This window comes from Klebsiella sp. A-Nf5 (assembly GCF_002810545.1).
In the GTDB taxonomy this organism is placed as follows: Bacteria; Pseudomonadota; Gammaproteobacteria; order Enterobacterales; family Enterobacteriaceae; genus Klebsiella; species Klebsiella variicola.
On sequence record NZ_PIOG01000268.1, the window covers coordinates 267,793 to 285,831 of the forward strand.

An 18,039-nucleotide genomic window follows, 5' to 3' on the forward strand; every position below is an offset into this window, starting at 1 on the left:
GTCTGGTTGTGCAAAAAATCGCCAGAACAGCCGCCCGCGCCCGGCTACGGTTGCACCGTCGTGAGGCAGCGCTACGGTTTTTGCGCCATCGTGGACGCCAGCGCCTTCAGCCAGGCGGCATAGGCCGTGGGCCAGGCGGTCGTCGGCGTTCCCGGGCGCCCCATACCAAAGCCATGGCCACCGCGGGTATAGCGGAAAAGCTGCACCGGAACCTGATGCTGGCGGCAGGCGTCAGCCATCACCAGTGTATTGTGCGGATCGGAAACCGGATCGTCCTGTGCCTGCACCAGGAAACAGGGCGGCGTGGCCGTTGTCACCCAGGTTTGTACCGACCAGGCGCGGTCGGCCGCCTCGCTCGCCTGCGGCCCCACCAGCAGACGATGGGTCGCCGTATGGCTCCAGGGTGGCAGGAGCGTGATCACCGGATAGATCAGCGCGGCGCCGTCGGTGGTGGCGGGCTGGTGGTCCAGCGCATCCACCGGCGGGTAGCTGGCGAACGTCGGCCGACAGGCGGCCATCCCCAGCAGATGTCCCCCCGCCGAAAAACCGAGCACGCTGACCTGCGATTCCCGGGCGCGGACCAGCCGCAGAGCTCGCTGCGCATCCTGCAGCGGCGCCAGCGCACCGGCCTGCCAGCCCTCCCCCGGCAAGCGGTAGCTCAGGACATAGGCGGTATAGCCGTGCGCTGTCAGCCAGTGCGCCGCAGGCCAGGCCTCACTGCCCATCTCGATCCGCTGGTATCCGCCGCCGGCCGCCACCAGCACCCCGTGGCCAGTGGCCCGGGCGGGTTGCCAGACCGTCAGCACAGGACGAGCGATATGGCTCAGCGCGCCGCGGGCGGATAACCGAGACTCGCCCCCCGGCCCGCCTCCGCCCGGCGGTTGATCCGGCCACAGCGGCAGCGTCAGCGCCGGAGCAGTGGCCGCCGCGCCCCGCGCCGCAGACAGCGCGGCGGCACTGAACAGCAGAAATTGACGTCGATTCATGACTGGCTCCCGGGCGCGTTGGCTTGCCTGTAAGCCTAACCGCTTTGCTGGCGGTTGTATCAGAAAACCTGACAGGTAAATCCTCTGTTTTCGCGCAAAATGTTACCCCTGACACGCGCAGCGGCAGATATTCGTCTAAGGTTTTTGGATGGCCAAACGTCGTGGCCCGCAGTCGATAATGATAAGGAGAACTCCCCATGACGAGTACTGATGCACATCGTCCCGCTGCTTTGCCCTGTTCCCTGCGCCTGGCGATCGGCGGCGCCCTGCTCGCTCTGATGAGCCTGAATGTCCAGGCGGAAGACGGCAAAACCGCACCGCCCCCCTCGCCGGATATTCTGCTGGGCCCGTTATTCAATGATGTCCAGAGCGCGAAGCTCTTTGCCGATCAAAAAACCTTCGCCGACGCGATCCCTAACAGCGATCCGCTGATGATCCTTGCCGATTACCGGATGCAGAAAAACCAGGCCAGCTTTGACCTGCGCCACTTCGTCGAGCTGAACTTCACGCTGCCGAAAGAAAATGACACCTATGTGCCGCCCAAAGGGCAAACCCTGCGTCAACATATCGATGGCCTGTGGCCGGTCCTGACCCGCAGCACTGTCGAGGTGGAAAAATGGGACTCGCTGCTGCCGCTGCCTAAGCCCTACGTGGTCCCCGGAGGACGCTTTCGCGAAGTCTATTACTGGGACAGCTATTTCACCATGCTGGGTCTTGCCGAAAGCGGTCACTGGGATAAAGTCGAAGATATGGTCGCCAACTTCGCCGCGGAAATTGACACCTGGGGCCATATCCCCAACGGCAACCGTACCTATTACCTCAGCCGTTCGCAGCCCCCCTTCTTCTCCTTTATGGTGAGCCTGCTGGCGACGCACGATGGCGACAAGGTGCTGAAAACCTACCAGCCGCAGCTGGAGAAGGAGTATCGCTACTGGATGGCCGGGGCGGACGCGCTGGCCCCCGGCAGCGCCGACAAACGGGCGGTGCGGATGGCGGACGGCGCGCTGCTCAACCGCTACTGGGACGATAACGACACCCCGCGCCCCGAATCCTGGCTTGACGACGTCAAAACCGCCAAAAGCAACCCGAATCGTCCGGCAACCGAGATCTATCGCGACCTGCGCTCCGCCGCCGCCTCCGGCTGGGATTTCAGCTCCCGCTGGATGGATAATCCGCAGCAGCTCGCCACCATTCGCACCACCTCGATTGTCCCGGTCGATCTCAATGCCCTGATGTTCCATCTGGAGAAAACCCTCGCCCGCGCCAGCAAGGCATCCGGGGACAGCGCTGGCGCTACGCAGTACGATGCGTTGGCTAACGCCCGCCAGCAGGCCATCGAGAAATATCTGTGGAATGATAAAGAGGGATGGTACGCCGATTACGATCTGAAAACCCACAAGGTGCGCAATCAGCTGACCGCGGCGGCGCTGTTCCCGCTGTACGTCAATGCGGCGTCACGCGAGCGGGCGACGAAAGTGGCCGCCGCCGCTGAGTCGCGCCTGCTTAAACCCGGCGGGCTGACCACCACCACCGTCAACAGCGGCCAGCAGTGGGACGCCCCGAACGGCTGGGCGCCGCTGCAGTGGGTGGCGGTCGAGGGCCTGCAAAACTACGGCCAACAAAAGATCGCCATGGAGGTCAGCTGGCGCTTCCTGAGCAACGTTCAGCATACCTATGACAGCAAGCAAAAGCTGGTGGAGAAGTATGACGTCAGCTCGACCGGCACCGGCGGCGGTGGAGGGGAATATCCGCTACAGGATGGCTTTGGCTGGACCAACGGCGTCACCCTGAAGATGCTGGATCTGATCTGCCCGCAGGAGAAACCCTGTGACGCCCTGCCCGCCACGCGCCCGGCGGCGGCCCCTTCCGCGCAGAGCAAGCCAGCCGCCAACGACCCCGCGCCGGCGGCAGCGCAAAAGACCGGCGCCTGACGCTTTTCCGGCCCGTCCCTCCCCCTACCAAAATCAGTAGGGGGAGTTATCTCCCTGCTGACTACGGCCCCGCGCAGCCCCGCTCTGCGGCCCGCGGGAAGCACGTCACTCCCCCCATCGCCCTGAACCGGTCACCTTTCGCTTGATCACATAAATACAAACAATAATAATTCGCATTACTTTTTAACGAGCAATGACAGATTCGTTTTTCACGCGGCGGCGTACAGGAGTACCAGACCGCGTTGGTTCAGGATGATCTTATGAACGTGGCTATTTCCCGAAAACGCCCGAGGCTGCTGTACGCCCTCGTGGTCACCCTTCCCCTCACCGCGCAAGCCGAAGAGACGGTGGTGGTCACTGCCAGCCCGCCGGCGTCCGCCAGCGCGCCGACTGAAGGCTACAGCGCCAGCACCTCGCTCGGGGCAACGAAAACCGACCAACCGTTAATCACCACCGCCCAGTCGGTATCGGTTGTCACCCGCCAGCAGATGGCGGACCAGGGGGCGAATACCATCAGCCAGGCGCTGGAATATACCCCGGGGGTTTACTCCAGCTTCGGCGGCGGCGCGACCCGGTTCGACGCCATCTCCCTGCGCGGCTACCACGGCGGCGACGTCGATAACCTGTTCCTCGACGGTATGCGCCTGATGAGCGACGGCGGCAGCCATAACGTTGTGCAAATCGACCCGTGGTTTATCGAACGCGTCGATGTGATCCGCGGCCCCTCCTCCGCGCTCTACGGGCAGAGCGTGCCGGGCGGCGTGGTCAACCTGACCTCCAAACGCCCGCAGTTCAGCCAGCAGGGCCACGTCCGCCTGACCGGCGGTACGCAAAATACCAAAGGCGCGGCCTTCGATTACACCGACGCCATCAACGAGCAGTGGGCATGGCGGCTGATCGGTATGACCCGCAGCAGCGACACGCAGTATGACCATACCCGCGAAGAGCGCTACGCCATTTCACCTTCCCTGCTATGGCAGCCGGACAGCGACACCTCGCTGCTGCTGCGCGCCTATCTGCAAAAAGATCCTTCCGGCGGCTATCATGGCTCTTTGCCGCTGGACGGCACCCGCTACGCGCACAATGGTCGTAAGCTCTCCCCCAGCACCAACGAGGGCGATCCGGGAGATGGCTATCAGCGCCGCCAGCAGATCTACAGCTATGAGTTTGACCACCAGTTCACCGACGTCTGGTCGGTCTATTCCGCCGGGAGCTACACCCATACCAACGTCTCCCTCGATCAGGTCTACCAGGTCGGCTGGATAGATGACAGCGACATGCTGGCCCGCGGCTACAGCGGTTCGCGCGGTTCGCTGGACGGCTGGTCAACCGATAACCGCCTGCGCGCCGATTTCAATACTGGCGACCTGGCGCATACTCTGATCCTCGGCGCCGAATATCATCGCTTCCGCAACGATCTGTGGACCGGCGCCGGCGGTGCGGCGCCGCTAAACCCGTTTAGCGGCTATACCGCGCAGACCGGGCATACCGTCACCTACAGCGATGACAATCATCGCCGCTACTACCAGACCGGGCTGTATCTGCAGGATGAGATGGTCTGGAACCGCTGGCATGTGGATGTTTCCGCTCGCTACGACCGCATCGTCTCCCAGCAGGTCAGCGATACCTTCGGCACCTCAAACCGCCGTTCAGACGACCATATTAGCGGCCGCGCCTCGCTGTTGTACGCCCTGGATAATGGCCTTTCGCCCTATCTGAGCTACAGCCAGGCGATCACCCCGGCGATGCTGCCGGGCGCGGACGGCAAACCGTTGAAACCGACCACCGCCGAGCAGGTCGAAGCCGGCCTGAAGTTCCAGCCGCCGGGCAGCCGCGACCTCTACAGCATCGCAATTTACGACCTGACGCAAAAGGATGTCGCCACCCGCGACCCGAACATCGCCACCGCCACCTATATTCCGGCGGGTAAGGTCCATTCCCAGGGCGTTGAGCTGGAAGCACACCACCAGATCACCCCGCAGCTGAGTACTATCGCCTCGTATACCTGGAATCGTCTGCGCTTCCAGGACACCAAGGACGGTACCGACAACAACACGCCGCAGCTGACCCCGGATCAGATGGCCTCCTTCTGGGCGCGTTATCAGTTCCCGGCGGGGATCTCCGTTGGCGCTGGCGTCCGCTATATCGGCAAACAGTGGGCGGATGATACCAACACCGAGCGGCTGCCGTCGGTCACGTTGATGGATGCCATGATGCGGGCCGACCTCGGCGTCTGGTCGCCGGGGCTGAAAGGCGCTTATGTGCAGGTTAACGCCAACAATATCGGCGACCGCGAGTATATTTCCGGCTGCTACGGCACCGGCAACTGTTACTGGGGAGCAGAGCGCAGCGTTATGGCCACCGTGGGCTACGATTTCTGAGGACTGAGGACGTGGCCTCCGGGAGACTCCCGGAGGCCAAACGAGGGATTACATGGCGTCCAGCGCTTTCTGCAGTTTCCAGATATAGCGCGGCGCCTGCGGTGCCGGGTGTTTTTTCACCACATGCTCGAAGAACTCATCGGCGTCGAGATCGTTAATCTCATCGATGGCGTCCTGGCGGTCCGACGAGAAGGTACGCAGCAGGGCGCCGGCACCGTTGGCATAGGAGACCACCACCGCGTAGCGCATCACCTGCGGGTCTTTGATCCCCGCCAGCGGACCGTTCTCCAGAATGCTCAGGTAGGCGGCCCCCATCGAGATATTCCGTTCCGGGTTTTTCAGCTCACTGACCGACGGCTCGCCGCGCCAGCCCATCCGCCGGTAGACATCGCGTCCGGAGGTCGACGGCTTGAGCTGCATCAGCCCGACGGCGCCGGATTTACTCACCACCGCTGGATTACCGCCCGACTCGATGGCGATGATCGCTGTGATCAACTGCGGATCCACGCCCCAGGCGGCGCCGGCTTTTTCACTGATCGGCATCCACTGCATCGCCCGCTTCACCGGGACCTCGGGGTTCCACGGCGGGTTAGTGTAATCATGTTTCGAACTACAACCGGCCAGAAAAACGACTAAAATAAGCAACCATCTCAATTTCACACATCTATCCTTATCTACCCAAACGCCATCATGCTGCAGAACGACGGCAGCGGTACGTCCCCCGCCTGCCGACAACCTGAAGGATGACGGGTGCGGACTGAAGTTAGCCACCTGGAGATGACAATCGCCATTCCAGGCGGCATCATAACCCTTTCATTCATAGCAAGGAATTATCATGTCTCAGTTTTATCTGGTCGCGCCATCGGGTTATTGCATCAACCAGCAGGCGGCAGCCCGCGGCGTCGAGCGTCTGCAGCAGGCCGGACATGAGGTGGGCCACCAGCAGGTCATTCCCCGCCGGCAGCAGCGTTTCGCCGGGACTGAACATGAACGCCTGGCCGATATTAACCAGCTTGCCCAGTTGCCCGGACGCAACCGTATCGTCCTCGCGGTGCGCGGCGGCTACGGCGCCAGTCGCCTGCTGCCGCATATCGACTGGCAGGGACTGATTGCCCGCCAGCAGCGCGACCCGCTGCTGATTTGCGGCCACAGCGATTTCACCGCTATCCAGTCGGGCCTGCTGGCTACGGGCAACGTCATCACCTTCAGCGGGCCAATGCTCGCGGGCAACTTCGGCGCGGAGACCCTCGATCCGTTTACCGAGCACCATTTCTGGCAGGCGCTACGCCAGCCGGAATTTACCCTCGAATGGCCGGGCGAAGGGCCGAACTGCCGGGTGGAAGGCACCCTGTGGGGGGGAAATCTGGCGATGCTGACCTCGCTTATCGGCACGCCGTGGCTACCGGCGATCCGCGACGGCATCCTGGTGGTGGAGGATATCAACGAGCACCCGTTCCGCGTCGAGCGCATGCTGCTTCAGCTGTTGCATAGCGGCGTGCTGGCGGCGCAGAAAGCGGTGATCTTTGGCAGCTTCACCGGCAGCGCGCCAAACGACTATGACGCGGGGTACGATTTGCCGCAGGTCTTTGATTACCTGCGCCAGCAGCTCTCCCTGCCGTTGATTAGCGGACTGGAGTTTGGCCACGAGCAGCGCACGGTGACCCTGCCGCTGGGCGCCCGCGCGCGACTGGTGAATCAGGCAGCCACCACCACTCTGACGATCAACGGCCACCCGGTGCTGACAGAATAAATTTCCCGGACGCATAGGCGGATCCCCTGCGAATTGTTAAAATAGTGTCACTTTTAGCCATTTTTTCACGCCAGTCAGGGAGTACGTGAACATTGGACGCCGCTGCGGTCATTAGTCTGTTTATTCTGGGTTCTGTTTTAGTAACCTGCAGTATCTTATTGAGCTCCTTTTCTTCGCGCCTTGGCATCCCGATTCTGGTCATCTTTCTGGCCATCGGGATGCTGGCAGGCATTGACGGCATCGGTGGCATCCCCTTCGACAACTACCCCTTCGCCTATATGGTGAGTAACCTGGCGCTGGCGGTGATCCTGCTGGACGGCGGGATGCGCACCCAGGCCAGCTCCTTTCGCGTCGCACTGTGGCCCGCACTATCGCTGGCGACGGTCGGGGTACTGATCACCTCGGCGCTAACCGGGATGATGGCGGCCTGGCTGTTCAAGCTGGATATGATCGAAGGCCTGCTGATCGGCGCTATTGTCGGCTCCACCGACGCCGCGGCGGTCTTCTCGCTGCTCGGCGGCAAGGGGCTCAACGAGCGCGTCGGCTCAACGCTGGAGATTGAGTCAGGCAGTAACGACCCGATGGCCGTCTTCCTGACCATCACCCTTATCGAAATGATCCAGCAGCACCAAACCGGCCTCAGCTGGATGTTCGCCGTGCATATCATTCAGCAGTTCGGCCTCGGGATCGCCATCGGCCTCGGCGGCGGCTACCTGCTGCTGCAGATGATTAACCGCATCGTGCTGCCCGCCGGACTCTATCCGCTGCTGGCGCTGAGCGGCGGGATCATGATTTTTGCCGTCACCACCACCCTCGACGGCAGCGGTATCCTTGCCGTCTATCTCTGCGGCTTTCTGCTGGGCAACCGGCCGATCCGCAACCGACACGGCATCCTGCAGAACTTCGACGGCCTGGCGTGGCTGGCGCAGATCGCCATGTTCCTGGTGCTGGGCCTGCTGGTGACGCCATCCGACCTGCTGCCTATCGCCATCCCGGCGCTGCTGCTGTCGATGTGGATGATTTTCTTTGCCCGTCCGCTGTCGGTGTTTGCCGGCCTGCTGCCGTTTCGCGGCTTTAACCTGCGCGAACGGGTGTTTATCAGCTGGGTTGGCCTGCGCGGCGCGGTGCCCATTATTCTCGCGGTATTCCCGATGATGGCCGGGCTGGACAACGCCCGTCTGTTCTTCAATGTCGCCTTCTTCGTGGTGCTGGTGTCGCTGCTGCTGCAGGGCACCTCGCTGTCGTGGGCGGCGAAAAAAGCCAAAGTGGTGGTGCCGCCCATCAGCTGGCCCATCTCCCGCGTCGGGCTGGATATTCACCCGGAAAACCCGTGGGAGCAGTTTGTCTATCAGCTGGGCGCCGATAAATGGTGCATCGGCGCGGCGCTGCGCGATCTGCATATGCCGCCGGAGACGCGGATTGCGGCGCTGTTTCGCAACAATGCCCTGCTGCACCCTACCGGCAGCACCCGCCTGCGGGAAGGCGATATCCTGTGCGTCATTGGCCGGGAGCACGACCTGCCGGCGCTGGGCAAAATGTTCAGCCAGTCGCCGCCGGTGGCGCTCGATCAGCGCTTTTTCGGCGACTTTATTCTTGATGCCGAGGCCCGCTTCGCCGATGTGGCGCAAATCTACGGTCTCGACGGCGGAGAGGAGTTTCGCGAGCATCAGCAATCGCTCGGGGAAGTGGTGCAGCAGCTGCTGGGCGCGGCGCCGGTGGTGGGCGACCAGGTGGAGTTCGCCGGAATGGTGTGGACGGTGGCGGAAAAAGAGAACGATCACGTGCTGAAGGTCGGGGTGCGGGTCGCGGAAGACGAGGCGGAGTGATCCGCCCCGGAATAAGTTACAGGGTCACAACCGGCACCCGCGGCGCCAGGGCGCACATCAGCTCATAGCCGACGGTGCCGCTGCTGGCCGCCACGTCGTCGATTTTAATCTCTTTGCCCCACAGCTCGACCGGCGCGCCGATACCGGCCTGCGGACAAGGCGTTAAATCGACCGCCAGCATATCCATCGATACGCGTCCAACGGTGGTGGTGCGTACGCCATCCACCAGCACCGGCGTGCCGCTCGGCGCCACCCGCGGATAGCCATCGGCATAGCCGCAGGCGACGATGCCGATCCGCTGCTCCTGGGTGGTGCGGTACAGGCCGCCATAGCCAATCGCCTCGCCGGGGCGCAGGTTCTGCACGCCGATGATTTCGCTGCGCAGCGTCATGACCGGCTTCAGCCCGGTGTTCGCGATGTCCTGCCACTGCCCGGAAGGCGACGCGCCATACAGCACGATGCCCGGACGCACCCAGTCAAAATGCGCTTCCGGATGCCAGAGAGTCGCCGCCGAGTTGGCCAGCGAGCGCGGGCAATCCAGCCCCTCCGCCGCCTGTTCAATACGGCGCATCGGCTCGACAATCCCCTGCGGGTTCTCCGCCTCCGCGAAGTGCGACATCAGCGTCATTTCTCCGACGTTGCTTATCGCCCGCAACTGCTGCCAGACGGTATGCACCCGCTCCGGCATAAAGCCCAGCCGGTTCATACCGCTGTTCACCTTGAGATAGATATCCAGCGGCGCGCGCAGCTTCGCCTGCTGCAGCGCCTTAATCTGCCAGTTGCTGTGGACGCTGGTGGTTAAGCGATATTGATCGAGCACCGCCAGCTCATCGGCATGGAAGAAGCCCTCCAGCAGCAGGATCGGACCTTTCCAGCCCTGCTCGCGCAGCAGAATCGCCTCTTCCAGGTTGAGCAAGGCGAAACCATCCGCCCCGCTTAACGCACTCCATACGCGCGCCACGCCGTGGCCGTAGGCGTTGGCCTTGACCACCGCCCACAGGCGCGACCCGGGGGCCGCGCGACGCACTATCTGTAAATTCTGCCGCAAGGCCAGCAGGTCGATGCTGGCCACTACCGGACGGGTCATGCAAGCTCCTTAGTTGTGTGCGCCATGCAGATGCTGTGGGCGCGCCGGGGTGAAGCCGGGGCTGTAGCGGGCGACCGCCAGATCGTCGTAAGGGATCGCCGGCGTGCGCCCGGAGATCAGATCGCTGATAAGCTGCCCGGAACCACAGGCCATGGTCCAGCCAAGCGTGCCGTGGCCGGTGTTGAGCCACAGATTTTTATACGCCGTGCGTCCGACCACCGGCGTGCCGTCCGGCGTCATCGGCCGCAGGCCGGTCCAGAACGTCGCCTGCTCCACGTGGCCGCCGCGTGGGAACAGGTCGCGCACCACCATCTCCAGGGTTTCGCGACGCGGCTGCAGCAGCGCTTTGTTAAAACCGACGATCTCGGCCATGCCGCCGACGCGAATGCGCTGATCGAAACGGGTAATAGCGATTTTGTATGTCTCATCAAGGATAGTGGAAACCGGCGCGCCGTCCTCCTGGGCAATCGGAATGGTTAATGAGTAACCTTTCAGGGGATAGACCGGTATATCCACCAGCCCTTTAAGCATCGCCGTTGAGTAGGAGCCGAAGGCCATCACATAGGCGTCGCCCTTGATAATCTCATCGCCGCATTTCACCCCGGCAATGCGATCGCCCTCCTGCAGCAGGGCGTCCACGGCGGTGTTGAAGCGGAAGGTGACCCCGGCCTGTTCCGCCATCGCCGCCAGACGGGTGGTAAACAGCTGGCAGTCACCGGTTTCATCATTGGGCAGGCGCAGGCCGCCGGTCAGTTTATGGCTGACTTCCGCCAGCGCCGGCTCCACCTCCGCCAGCCGCTTCGCTTCCAGCAGCTGGTACGGCACGCCGGCATCTTCCAGCACCGCGATGTCGCGGGTGGCATTTTCATACTGTTTGGCGGTCCGGAACAGCTGAAGTGTCCCGCCCTGACGTCCTTCATACTGAATGCCGGTGGTGTCGCGCAGCGCTTTCAGGCAGTCGCGGCTGTACTCCGCCAGGCGCACCATACGGCCTTTGTTCTCCATATAGTGGCGGGTGTCGCAGTTACGCAGCATCTGCCACATCCACTTCAGCTGGAACGACGTGCCGTCAAGGCCTATCGCCAGCGGCGCATGGCGCTGAAACATCCATTTGATCGCCTTCAGCGGCACCCCCGGCGCCGCCCAGGGCGCCGCATAGCCGGGAGAAATCTGCCCGGCGTTGGCCGCGCTGGTCTCCTCTGCCGGGCCAGGCTGACGGTCGATAACCGTCACCTCATGACCCGCCTGACTCAAATACCACGCGCTGGCTACCCCAACCACCCCACTTCCCAGTATGACGACACGCATAGCGACTCCGTAACAGTTAAAGAACAATCATCTAATTACAAATTGATAACTCAGTTGAAAATATTATTCAACATACGCTTTATTTATGGTGACTTAACTCACAGCAAACCGCACCAGCCCTGCGCTGCGAGATTTACGATCTCATGCTGCGCTTTATTTTTACCCAGCATTAAATTCTGTAAATAAGCGCAAAAAACGGCTTTGAGATGGGGAAATCGCGAAGAAAAGAAATTGTCTGACGATACAGTTTGCCATCCGGTGTTCTATGCTTGTTTAGAGGTTTTCCGTTCAGAGAAAACCAACAACAACGAGGGCGCGCTAATGGCTACGATTGACTCCATGAACAGGGACACCACCCGTTTAAGCGATGGACCCGACTGGACGTTCGAGTTACTGGAGACCTACCTGGCCGAAGTGGACCGGGTCGCCAAGCTCTATCGTCTTGACACCTACCCGCACCAAATCGAAGTCATTACTTCCGAGCAGATGATGGACGCCTACTCCAGCGTCGGCATGCCCATCAACTATCCGCACTGGTCGTTCGGCAAAAAATTCATTGAGACCGAGCAGGCCTATAAGCACGGCCAGCAGGGCCTGGCGTATGAGATAGTCATCAACTCCAATCCTTGTATCGCCTACCTGATGGAAGAAAACACCATCACCATGCAGGCGCTGGTCATGGCGCACGCCTGCTATGGGCATAACTCGTTCTTTAAAAATAACTATCTGTTTCGCAGCTGGACCGACGCCAGCTCGATCATCGACTACCTGATCTTCGCCCGCAAATACATTACCGAGTGCGAAGAGCGCTATGGCGTCGACGAAGTGGAGAAACTGCTCGACTCCTGCCACGCGCTGATGAACTACGGCGTCGACCGCTATAAACGTCCGCAAAAAATCTCTCTGCAAGAGGAGAAAGCGCGGCAGAAAAGCCGGGAAGAGTATCTGCAAAGCCAGGTGAATATGCTGTGGCGCACCCTGCCGAAGCGCGAGGAAGAAAAAGCGATTGAGTCCGCCCGTCGCTACCCTTCCGAACCGCAGGAGAACCTGCTGTACTTTATGGAGAAGAACGCCCCGCTGCTCGAATCGTGGCAGCGCGAGATCCTGCGCATCGTGCGTAAAGTCAGCCAGTATTTCTATCCGCAGAAACAGACCCAGGTGATGAACGAGGGATGGGCGACCTTCTGGCACTACACCATCCTCAACCATCTCTATGATGAAGGGAAAGTGACGGAGCGCTTTATGCTGGAGTTTCTCCACAGTCACACTAACGTGGTGTTCCAGCCGCCGTACAACAGTCCGTGGTATAGCGGGATTAACCCCTACGCGCTGGGCTTCGCCATGTTCCAGGACATCAAGCGCATCTGTCAGTCGCCCACGGAAGAGGACAAGTACTGGTTCCCGGATATCGCCGGTTCTGACTGGCTGGAAACGTTGCATTTCGCGATGCGTGATTTTAAGGACGAGAGCTTTATCAGTCAGTTCCTGTCGCCGAAGATCATGCGCGATTTCCGCTTCTTCACCGTGCTCGACGACGATCACAACAATTATCTTGAGATCTCGGCGATCCACAACGAAGAGGGCTATCGCGAGATCCGCAACAAGCTCTCGGCGCAGTATAACCTCAGCAATCTTGAGCCGAATATCCAGGTGTGGAACGTTGACCTGCGCGGCGACCGCTCGCTGACCTTGCGCTATGTGCCGCACAACCGCGTCCCACTGGACAAAGGCCGGCGCGAAGTGCTGAAACATGTGCATCGTCTGTGGGGATTCGATGTGCTGCTGGAGCAGCAGAACGCCGACGGCAGCATTGAGCTGCTGGACCGCTGCCCGGCGCGCCCGAACGCGCTATAGCATTGCGGGACGATGAAAACGACGAAGGGGGCCATTGGCCCCCTTATGTTGTTTATCGATCGCTAATATCCGGCTTAACGCATATTCATGGCTAAATCGCCGGGCAGCGATTTCTGCATCCGATGCCAGATCTCCCCGCTGTCATGGCCGTAGCGACGGACCAGCTCGTACACCTGATCGTGCAGGCCGCCTTCGCACACCTTCGCCAGCTGATGATAAAAGCCCAGCGCCAGGCTGCGCGCTTCCGGGCTGGAGAAATAGTGGCGGCCGATGCGGGTATACAGCCCCTTCATGCCGTTGAGGATCAGGCCGTAAATCGGGTTGCCGGAGGCAAACGCCAGACCACGGAAGATGTTGTAATCGAGGTCGGCAAAGGCGTCGGCGTGATCTTCCACTTCCCGGGCGCTGTCCAGTACCGCCAGCGCTTTATCCGGATGCTGACGGAACGCGGTGCGAATAAAAATCGTGGAAATATTGGTGCGCACGGAGAGCAGGTTATCAATCAGCTGCGGCACGCTGTCGTGATCGAGACGTGCCAGCGTTTCGAGGATATTCAGCCCGGAGGTCTCCCAGAAGTTGTTCACTTTAGTGGGTTTGCCATGCTGAATGGTCAACCAGCCGTCACGCGCCAGACGCTGCAACACTTCGCGCAGAGTGGTGCGGGTAACACCGATCAGCTCAGAAAGCTCGCGTTCAGCGGGGAGAATCGATCCAGGTGGGAAGCGGTTATTCCAGATGCTCTCAATGATATACTCTTCCGCGAAACCCGCAGGGCTCTGCGCCTTAATGACCATAATAATATTTCCATTACACATTGTTGCAATTGCACTCATCATACCAGAGCCGCTATAGCGCAGATAGCATCGCAAGTGAATTAAAAAGGGATCGCCGTTTCATTTTCCGTTTTTACTTTGCGCTTTTCCTTATCTCCCGTCACCGCCGCCGCGGTGCGAAGAAAGTTGCTTCTCATTTTGCTCAACTGGTACTCTTGCCAATAGTTACGCACAAAATCATGTACTAATTTGACGGGGAAGGATTCTGTCGTGGAAATTTCATATGGCCGCGCGCTGTGGCGCAATTTTCTTGGCCAGTCGCCTGACTGGTACAAGCTGGCGTTAATCATTTTCTTAATCGTAAATCCGCTGGTGTTTGCCGTGGCGCCGTTTGTCGCCGGCTGGCTGCTGGTCATCGAGTTTATCTTTACCCTCGCCATGGCGCTGAAGTGCTACCCGCTGCTGCCGGGCGGCCTGTTGGCGATTGAAGCACTGCTGATCGGCATGACCAGCCCGGCGCATGTGCGGGAAGAGATCGCCGGCAACCTTGAAGTGCTGCTCCTGCTGATCTTCATGGTGGCGGGCATCTACTTCATGAAACAACTGCTGCTGTTCGTCTTCACGCGCCTGCTGCTGGGGATCCGCAGCAAGATGCTGCTGTCGCTGGCCTTCTGCCTGGCGGCCGCTTTCCTCTCCGCCTTTCTCGATGCGCTTACCGTAGTGGCGGTGGTGATTAGCGTCGCCGTTGGGTTCTACGGCATCTACCATCGCGTCGCTTCGGCTCGCCCTGATGATAACGATCTGCTGGACGACAGCCATATCGAGCAGCACTACCGCGAGGTGCTGGAGCAGTTCCGCGGCTTTCTGCGCAGCCTGATGATGCACGCCGGCGTCGGGACCGCCCTCGGCGGAGTCATGACCATGGTTGGCGAACCGCAAAATCTGATTATCGCCAAAGCGGCGGGCTGGCATTTTGGCGAGTTCTTTATCCGCATGGCGCCCGTCACCTTGCCGGTGATGGTGTGTGGGCTGTTGACCTGCCTGCTGGTCGAAAAGTATCGCCTGTTTGGCTACGGCGAACCGCTGCCGCCCGCGGTGCGGAAGGTGCTGCAGGACTTTGACGACCGCAGTCGCGCCCAGCGCAGCCGTCAGGAGCAGTTGCGGCTGATTGCCCAGGCGGTGATTGGTGTCTGGCTGATCGTCGCCCTCGCCTTTCATCTGGCCGAAGTCGGGCTCATTGGCCTGTCGGTGATCATCCTCGCCACCACGTTTTCCGGGGTGACTGATGAGCACGCCATTGGCAAGGCGTTCACCGAGGCGCTGCCCTTCACCGCGCTGCTGACGGTGTTCTTTGCCATTGTGGCGGTGATCATCGACCAGCAGCTGTTCACTCCGGTCATTGAGTTTGTGCTGCAGGCCTCGCCGCACGCACAGCTGTCGCTCTTTTATCTGTTTAACGGCCTGCTGTCGTCCATTTCGGATAACGTTTTTGTCGGCACGGTCTACATTAACGAAGCGAAAACGGCCCTCGAACATGGCGTTATCAGCCTGCCACAGTTTGAGATGCTGGCAGTGGCGATCAACACCGGTACCAACCTGCCGTCGGTCGCCACCCCCAACGGCCAGGCGGCATTCCTGTTCCTGCTGACCTCCGCGCTGGCGCCGCTGATCCGACTCTCCTATGGCCGCATGGTGTGGATGGCGCTGCCCTACACCATCGTACTGACGCTGGTCGGCCTGCTGTGCGTCGAGTTCACCTTGATGCCGGTCACCAACTGGCTGCTGGCGCACGGCTGGGTGACCACGCCCACGCTACCCTGACCCGATCCTGGCCCGGATCCATCCGGGCCATTCAATAACCCGTTACGTAATATTTTCTGCCGGGCCGCTGGCGTCGGTTCGGTTTTCGTTTACACTGCCATGATTTAGCATCTTCCAGGGAAATGATTATGTTGCAATATTTAAACCAGTGCTCAAGGGGACGCGGTGCCTGGCTCCTGATGGCATTGACCGCTTTTATTCTCGAACTCGTTGCGCTGTGGTTCCAGCATGTGATGCTGCTGCAGCCGTGTGTGATGTGTATTTACGAACGCTGTGCCCTGCTCGGCATCATGGGCGCGGGGCTGGTGGGCGCCATCGCGCCTAAAACGCCGCTGCGCTATGTCGCCATGGTGATCTGGTTGTACAGCGCAATACGTGGACTGCAGCTGGCGTGGGAGCATACGATGATCCAGCTGCACCCTTCGCCGTTCCAGACCTGCGATTTCGCCGCCCGCTTCCCGACCTGGCTGCCGCTGGATAAATGGCTGCCGCAGATGTTTGTTGCCTCCGGCGACTGTTCGGTACGTCAGTGGCAATTTCTGTCGCTGGAAATGCCGCAATGGCTGGTCGGTATTTTTGCTGCCTATCTGGTGGTCGCCATCCTGGTGATCATTGCTCAGCCGGTCAAAATCAAAAAACGCGATCTGTTTGGCCGCTAAGTCGCTGCGTGTACAGCACAAGATGAAACGCCCTGCGGGGCGTTTTTTTATGCCAGCAGCCGGTCGCTGAATCATATCCTGCCTGTCTCAAGGCGCACATGATGTCACCTGCGAAGAAAGCGCGATCTGGCGTTTACAGCGCCCTGTCAGGCAGATTGAGGATATGGTCCTGCCAGTCGACGACGGTGGACTCGGGCACCGCAATATGGCGAACAGAGATGCGTTCACCGTGCATTGCCGCTTTTGAACCGGTCAACAGCGGATGCCAGGCCGGCAGCGGTTTGCCCTCCGCAAGCAGGCGATAGGCGCAGGTCGGCGGCAGCCATTCGAAGGTTGGCAGGTTTTCGCGGGTAAGCTTGATGCAGTCTGGCTCGTACTCGAAGCGACGCTCGTAGTTACGGCACTGGCAGGTTTTGATATTGAGCTGACGGCAGGCAACGTTGGTGAAGTAGATTTCATCGGTGTCTTCATCCATCAGCTTGTGCAGGCAGCACTGGCCGCAACCGTCACACAGCGATTCCCACTCCGCGTCGGTCATTGCATCCAGTGTTTTTTGTTGCCAGAAAGGTTGTTCGCTCATCGGAGTGTCCGTCGTTGCCAGTTAAGGGTGCACCTTATAACCAGTCTGGCACGCCGATGCAAGTTTTGCCGCCCCAAAAGGCGGCAAGCAGCGCTTACAGCACGCGGGTGGTGAGCGACAGGCCGTTGAAACCCACTTCCAGCTCGTCACCACTGTGCAGCGGCCCCACCCCTTCCGGGGTGCCGGTGAGGATCACATCCCCGGCTTTGAGGGTAAAGAAGCGCGACATGTAAGCGATCAGCGGCACAATCTTATGGATCATGTCGGCAGTGGTTCCCTGCTGGCGCACTTCGCCATTAATCTTCAGGCTTAACGGCGTATTCTGCGGGTCACCGTGGAACTCAGCGGCCGGGATAAAGCCGGAGATCGGGCTGGCGTTATCGAAGCCTTTCGCCTTCTCCCACGGCTGCCCGGCCTTTTTCATCTTAGCCTGCAGGTCGCGCAGGGTGAGATCCAGCGCGACGCCATAGCCGGCGATCCCTTTCTGCACATGTTCTTCCGTTGCCTGACGCAGCGTACTGCCAATCAGCACCGCCAGCTCGACTTCGTGGTGCACTGAGCCCAGCCCTTCAGGAAGCACCAACGGCTGACGGAGATCGCACAGCGCGGTCTCAGGTTTAATAAACAGCACCGGCTCTTCCGGCGTCGCACTGCCCATTTCCTTGATGTGTTTTGCATAATTACTGCCGACGCAAACCACTTTGCTCACTGGATAATCCAGAAGCGCACCCTGCCAGTTATGATGTTGGTACATTATTTTCCCTCATGGGTTAATCGGATTGTTTCCCCTGTTCCGCCAGGTGTTTCTTTAGTAGATTTTCAGATGGCGGGGGAAGTTGCAGGTAATAGCCCTGCTCGCTCAACGCCTGTTTCACTTTTTCCAGGTCGGCGTTAACCAGCTTTTTGCGCCCATCCAGCGGCAGCAGCATCGCCATTTGCGGCGTGCCGAAGCCGCGCATTAGCTCGTCAGGAACGCGTGAGAAATCGTCCTTTTTTTCGACATATAAATAGGTTTGTTCACGTTTAGTACTTCGATAGATCACACAAAACATAGTTTTACTCGGAATTAGACCCGTGGTCACT

15 protein-coding genes and 1 pseudogene are annotated in these 18,039 nt (G+C 60.2%); 7 read left to right on the top strand and 9 right to left on the bottom strand.

Going from position 1 to position 18,039, the window contains the following annotated elements; translation table 11 throughout:
* Positions 1-71: 71 nt before the first annotated feature.
* Positions 72-986 (bottom strand): alpha/beta hydrolase, encoded by a 915-nt coding sequence (locus CWM53_RS26420; protein ID WP_100675400.1) that lies wholly within the window; start codon positions 984-986, stop codon positions 72-74.
* A 197-nt stretch (positions 987-1,183) separates the two neighbouring features.
* On the opposite strand from CWM53_RS26420, the gene CWM53_RS26425 reads away from it, so the two are divergent.
* Together CWM53_RS26425 and CWM53_RS26430 are read left to right on the top strand one after the other, a co-directional pair.
* Positions 1,184-2,917, top strand: coding sequence for an alpha,alpha-trehalase (locus tag CWM53_RS26425; protein ID WP_074385483.1), 1,734 nt, complete (start codon positions 1,184-1,186; stop codon positions 2,915-2,917).
* A gap of 260 nt (positions 2,918-3,177) precedes the next feature.
* Complete coding sequence (locus CWM53_RS26430; protein ID WP_100630710.1) at positions 3,178-5,298, top strand: TonB-dependent siderophore receptor; 2,121 nt, start codon at positions 3,178-3,180, stop codon at positions 5,296-5,298.
* 48 nt (positions 5,299-5,346) lie between these two features.
* Here CWM53_RS26430 and emtA read toward each other — a convergent pair whose 3' ends face one another.
* Positions 5,347-5,958: a membrane-bound lytic murein transglycosylase EmtA gene (gene emtA, locus CWM53_RS26435; RefSeq protein ID WP_008804313.1), complete on the bottom strand. Its 612-nt coding sequence runs from the start codon at positions 5,956-5,958 to the stop codon at positions 5,347-5,349.
* A 175-nt stretch (positions 5,959-6,133) separates the two neighbouring features.
* On the opposite strand from emtA, the gene ldcA reads away from it, so the two are divergent.
* Positions 6,134-7,048, top strand: a complete 915-nt coding sequence (ldcA, locus tag CWM53_RS26440) for a muramoyltetrapeptide carboxypeptidase (protein WP_100729540.1) — start codon at positions 6,134-6,136, stop codon at positions 7,046-7,048.
* Positions 7,049-7,140: 92 nt separating this feature from the next.
* Positions 7,141-8,874 (top strand): potassium/proton antiporter, encoded by a 1,734-nt coding sequence (locus tag CWM53_RS26445; RefSeq protein WP_074385480.1) that lies wholly within the window; start codon positions 7,141-7,143, stop codon positions 8,872-8,874.
* A gap of 16 nt (positions 8,875-8,890) precedes the next feature.
* Here CWM53_RS26445 and dadX read toward each other — a convergent pair whose 3' ends face one another.
* The 3 genes and pseudogenes from dadX to CWM53_RS31460 all read right to left on the bottom strand — a co-directional run.
* Complete coding sequence (gene dadX, locus CWM53_RS26450; protein WP_022065918.1) at positions 8,891-9,961, bottom strand: catabolic alanine racemase DadX; 1,071 nt, start codon at positions 9,959-9,961, stop codon at positions 8,891-8,893.
* Between the two features lie 9 nt (positions 9,962-9,970).
* Positions 9,971-11,269, bottom strand: coding sequence for a D-amino acid dehydrogenase (locus tag CWM53_RS26455; RefSeq protein WP_008804309.1), 1,299 nt, complete (start codon positions 11,267-11,269; stop codon positions 9,971-9,973).
* A 98-nt stretch (positions 11,270-11,367) separates the two neighbouring features.
* A pseudogene (locus CWM53_RS31460) lies at positions 11,368-11,502 on the bottom strand (hypothetical protein); the annotation flags it as partial.
* 88 nt (positions 11,503-11,590) lie between these two features.
* Between CWM53_RS31460 and CWM53_RS26460 the strand changes: the two are divergent.
* Positions 11,591-13,123, top strand: coding sequence for a SpoVR family protein (locus tag CWM53_RS26460; protein ID WP_004203310.1), 1,533 nt, complete (start codon positions 11,591-11,593; stop codon positions 13,121-13,123).
* 74 nt (positions 13,124-13,197) lie between these two features.
* Here the strand turns inward: CWM53_RS26460 and fadR are convergent, their stop codons facing one another.
* On the bottom strand, positions 13,198-13,917 hold the full coding sequence (fadR, locus tag CWM53_RS26465) for a fatty acid metabolism transcriptional regulator FadR (protein ID WP_012541278.1): 720 nt from the start codon (positions 13,915-13,917) through the stop codon (positions 13,198-13,200).
* 249 nt (positions 13,918-14,166) lie between these two features.
* Here fadR and nhaB point away from each other — a divergent pair, with 249 nt between their 5' ends.
* On the top strand, positions 14,167-15,717 hold the full coding sequence (gene nhaB, locus CWM53_RS26470) for a sodium/proton antiporter NhaB (RefSeq protein WP_074385478.1): 1,551 nt from the start codon (positions 14,167-14,169) through the stop codon (positions 15,715-15,717).
* A gap of 128 nt (positions 15,718-15,845) precedes the next feature.
* Entirely contained in the window at positions 15,846-16,376 is a 531-nt protein-coding gene (gene dsbB, locus CWM53_RS26475) for a disulfide bond formation protein DsbB (protein WP_074385477.1), read from the top strand.
* 133 nt (positions 16,377-16,509) lie between these two features.
* Here dsbB and CWM53_RS26480 read toward each other — a convergent pair whose 3' ends face one another.
* The 3 genes from CWM53_RS26480 to CWM53_RS26490 all read right to left on the bottom strand — a co-directional run bounded on the left by CWM53_RS26480 (position 16,510) and on the right by CWM53_RS26490 (position 18,008).
* Positions 16,510-16,956 (bottom strand): YcgN family cysteine cluster protein, encoded by a 447-nt coding sequence (locus tag CWM53_RS26480; RefSeq protein ID WP_061154143.1) that lies wholly within the window; start codon positions 16,954-16,956, stop codon positions 16,510-16,512.
* A 94-nt stretch (positions 16,957-17,050) separates the two neighbouring features.
* Positions 17,051-17,710 carry a fumarylacetoacetate hydrolase family protein gene (locus tag CWM53_RS26485; protein ID WP_012967776.1) on the bottom strand — a complete coding sequence of 220 codons (660 nt, stop codon included), beginning with the start codon at positions 17,708-17,710 and terminating at the stop codon, positions 17,051-17,053.
* 16 nt (positions 17,711-17,726) lie between these two features.
* Complete coding sequence (locus CWM53_RS26490; RefSeq protein ID WP_004203320.1) at positions 17,727-18,008, bottom strand: YcgL domain-containing protein; 282 nt, start codon at positions 18,006-18,008, stop codon at positions 17,727-17,729.
* Between the last annotated feature and the right edge of the window lie 31 nt (positions 18,009-18,039).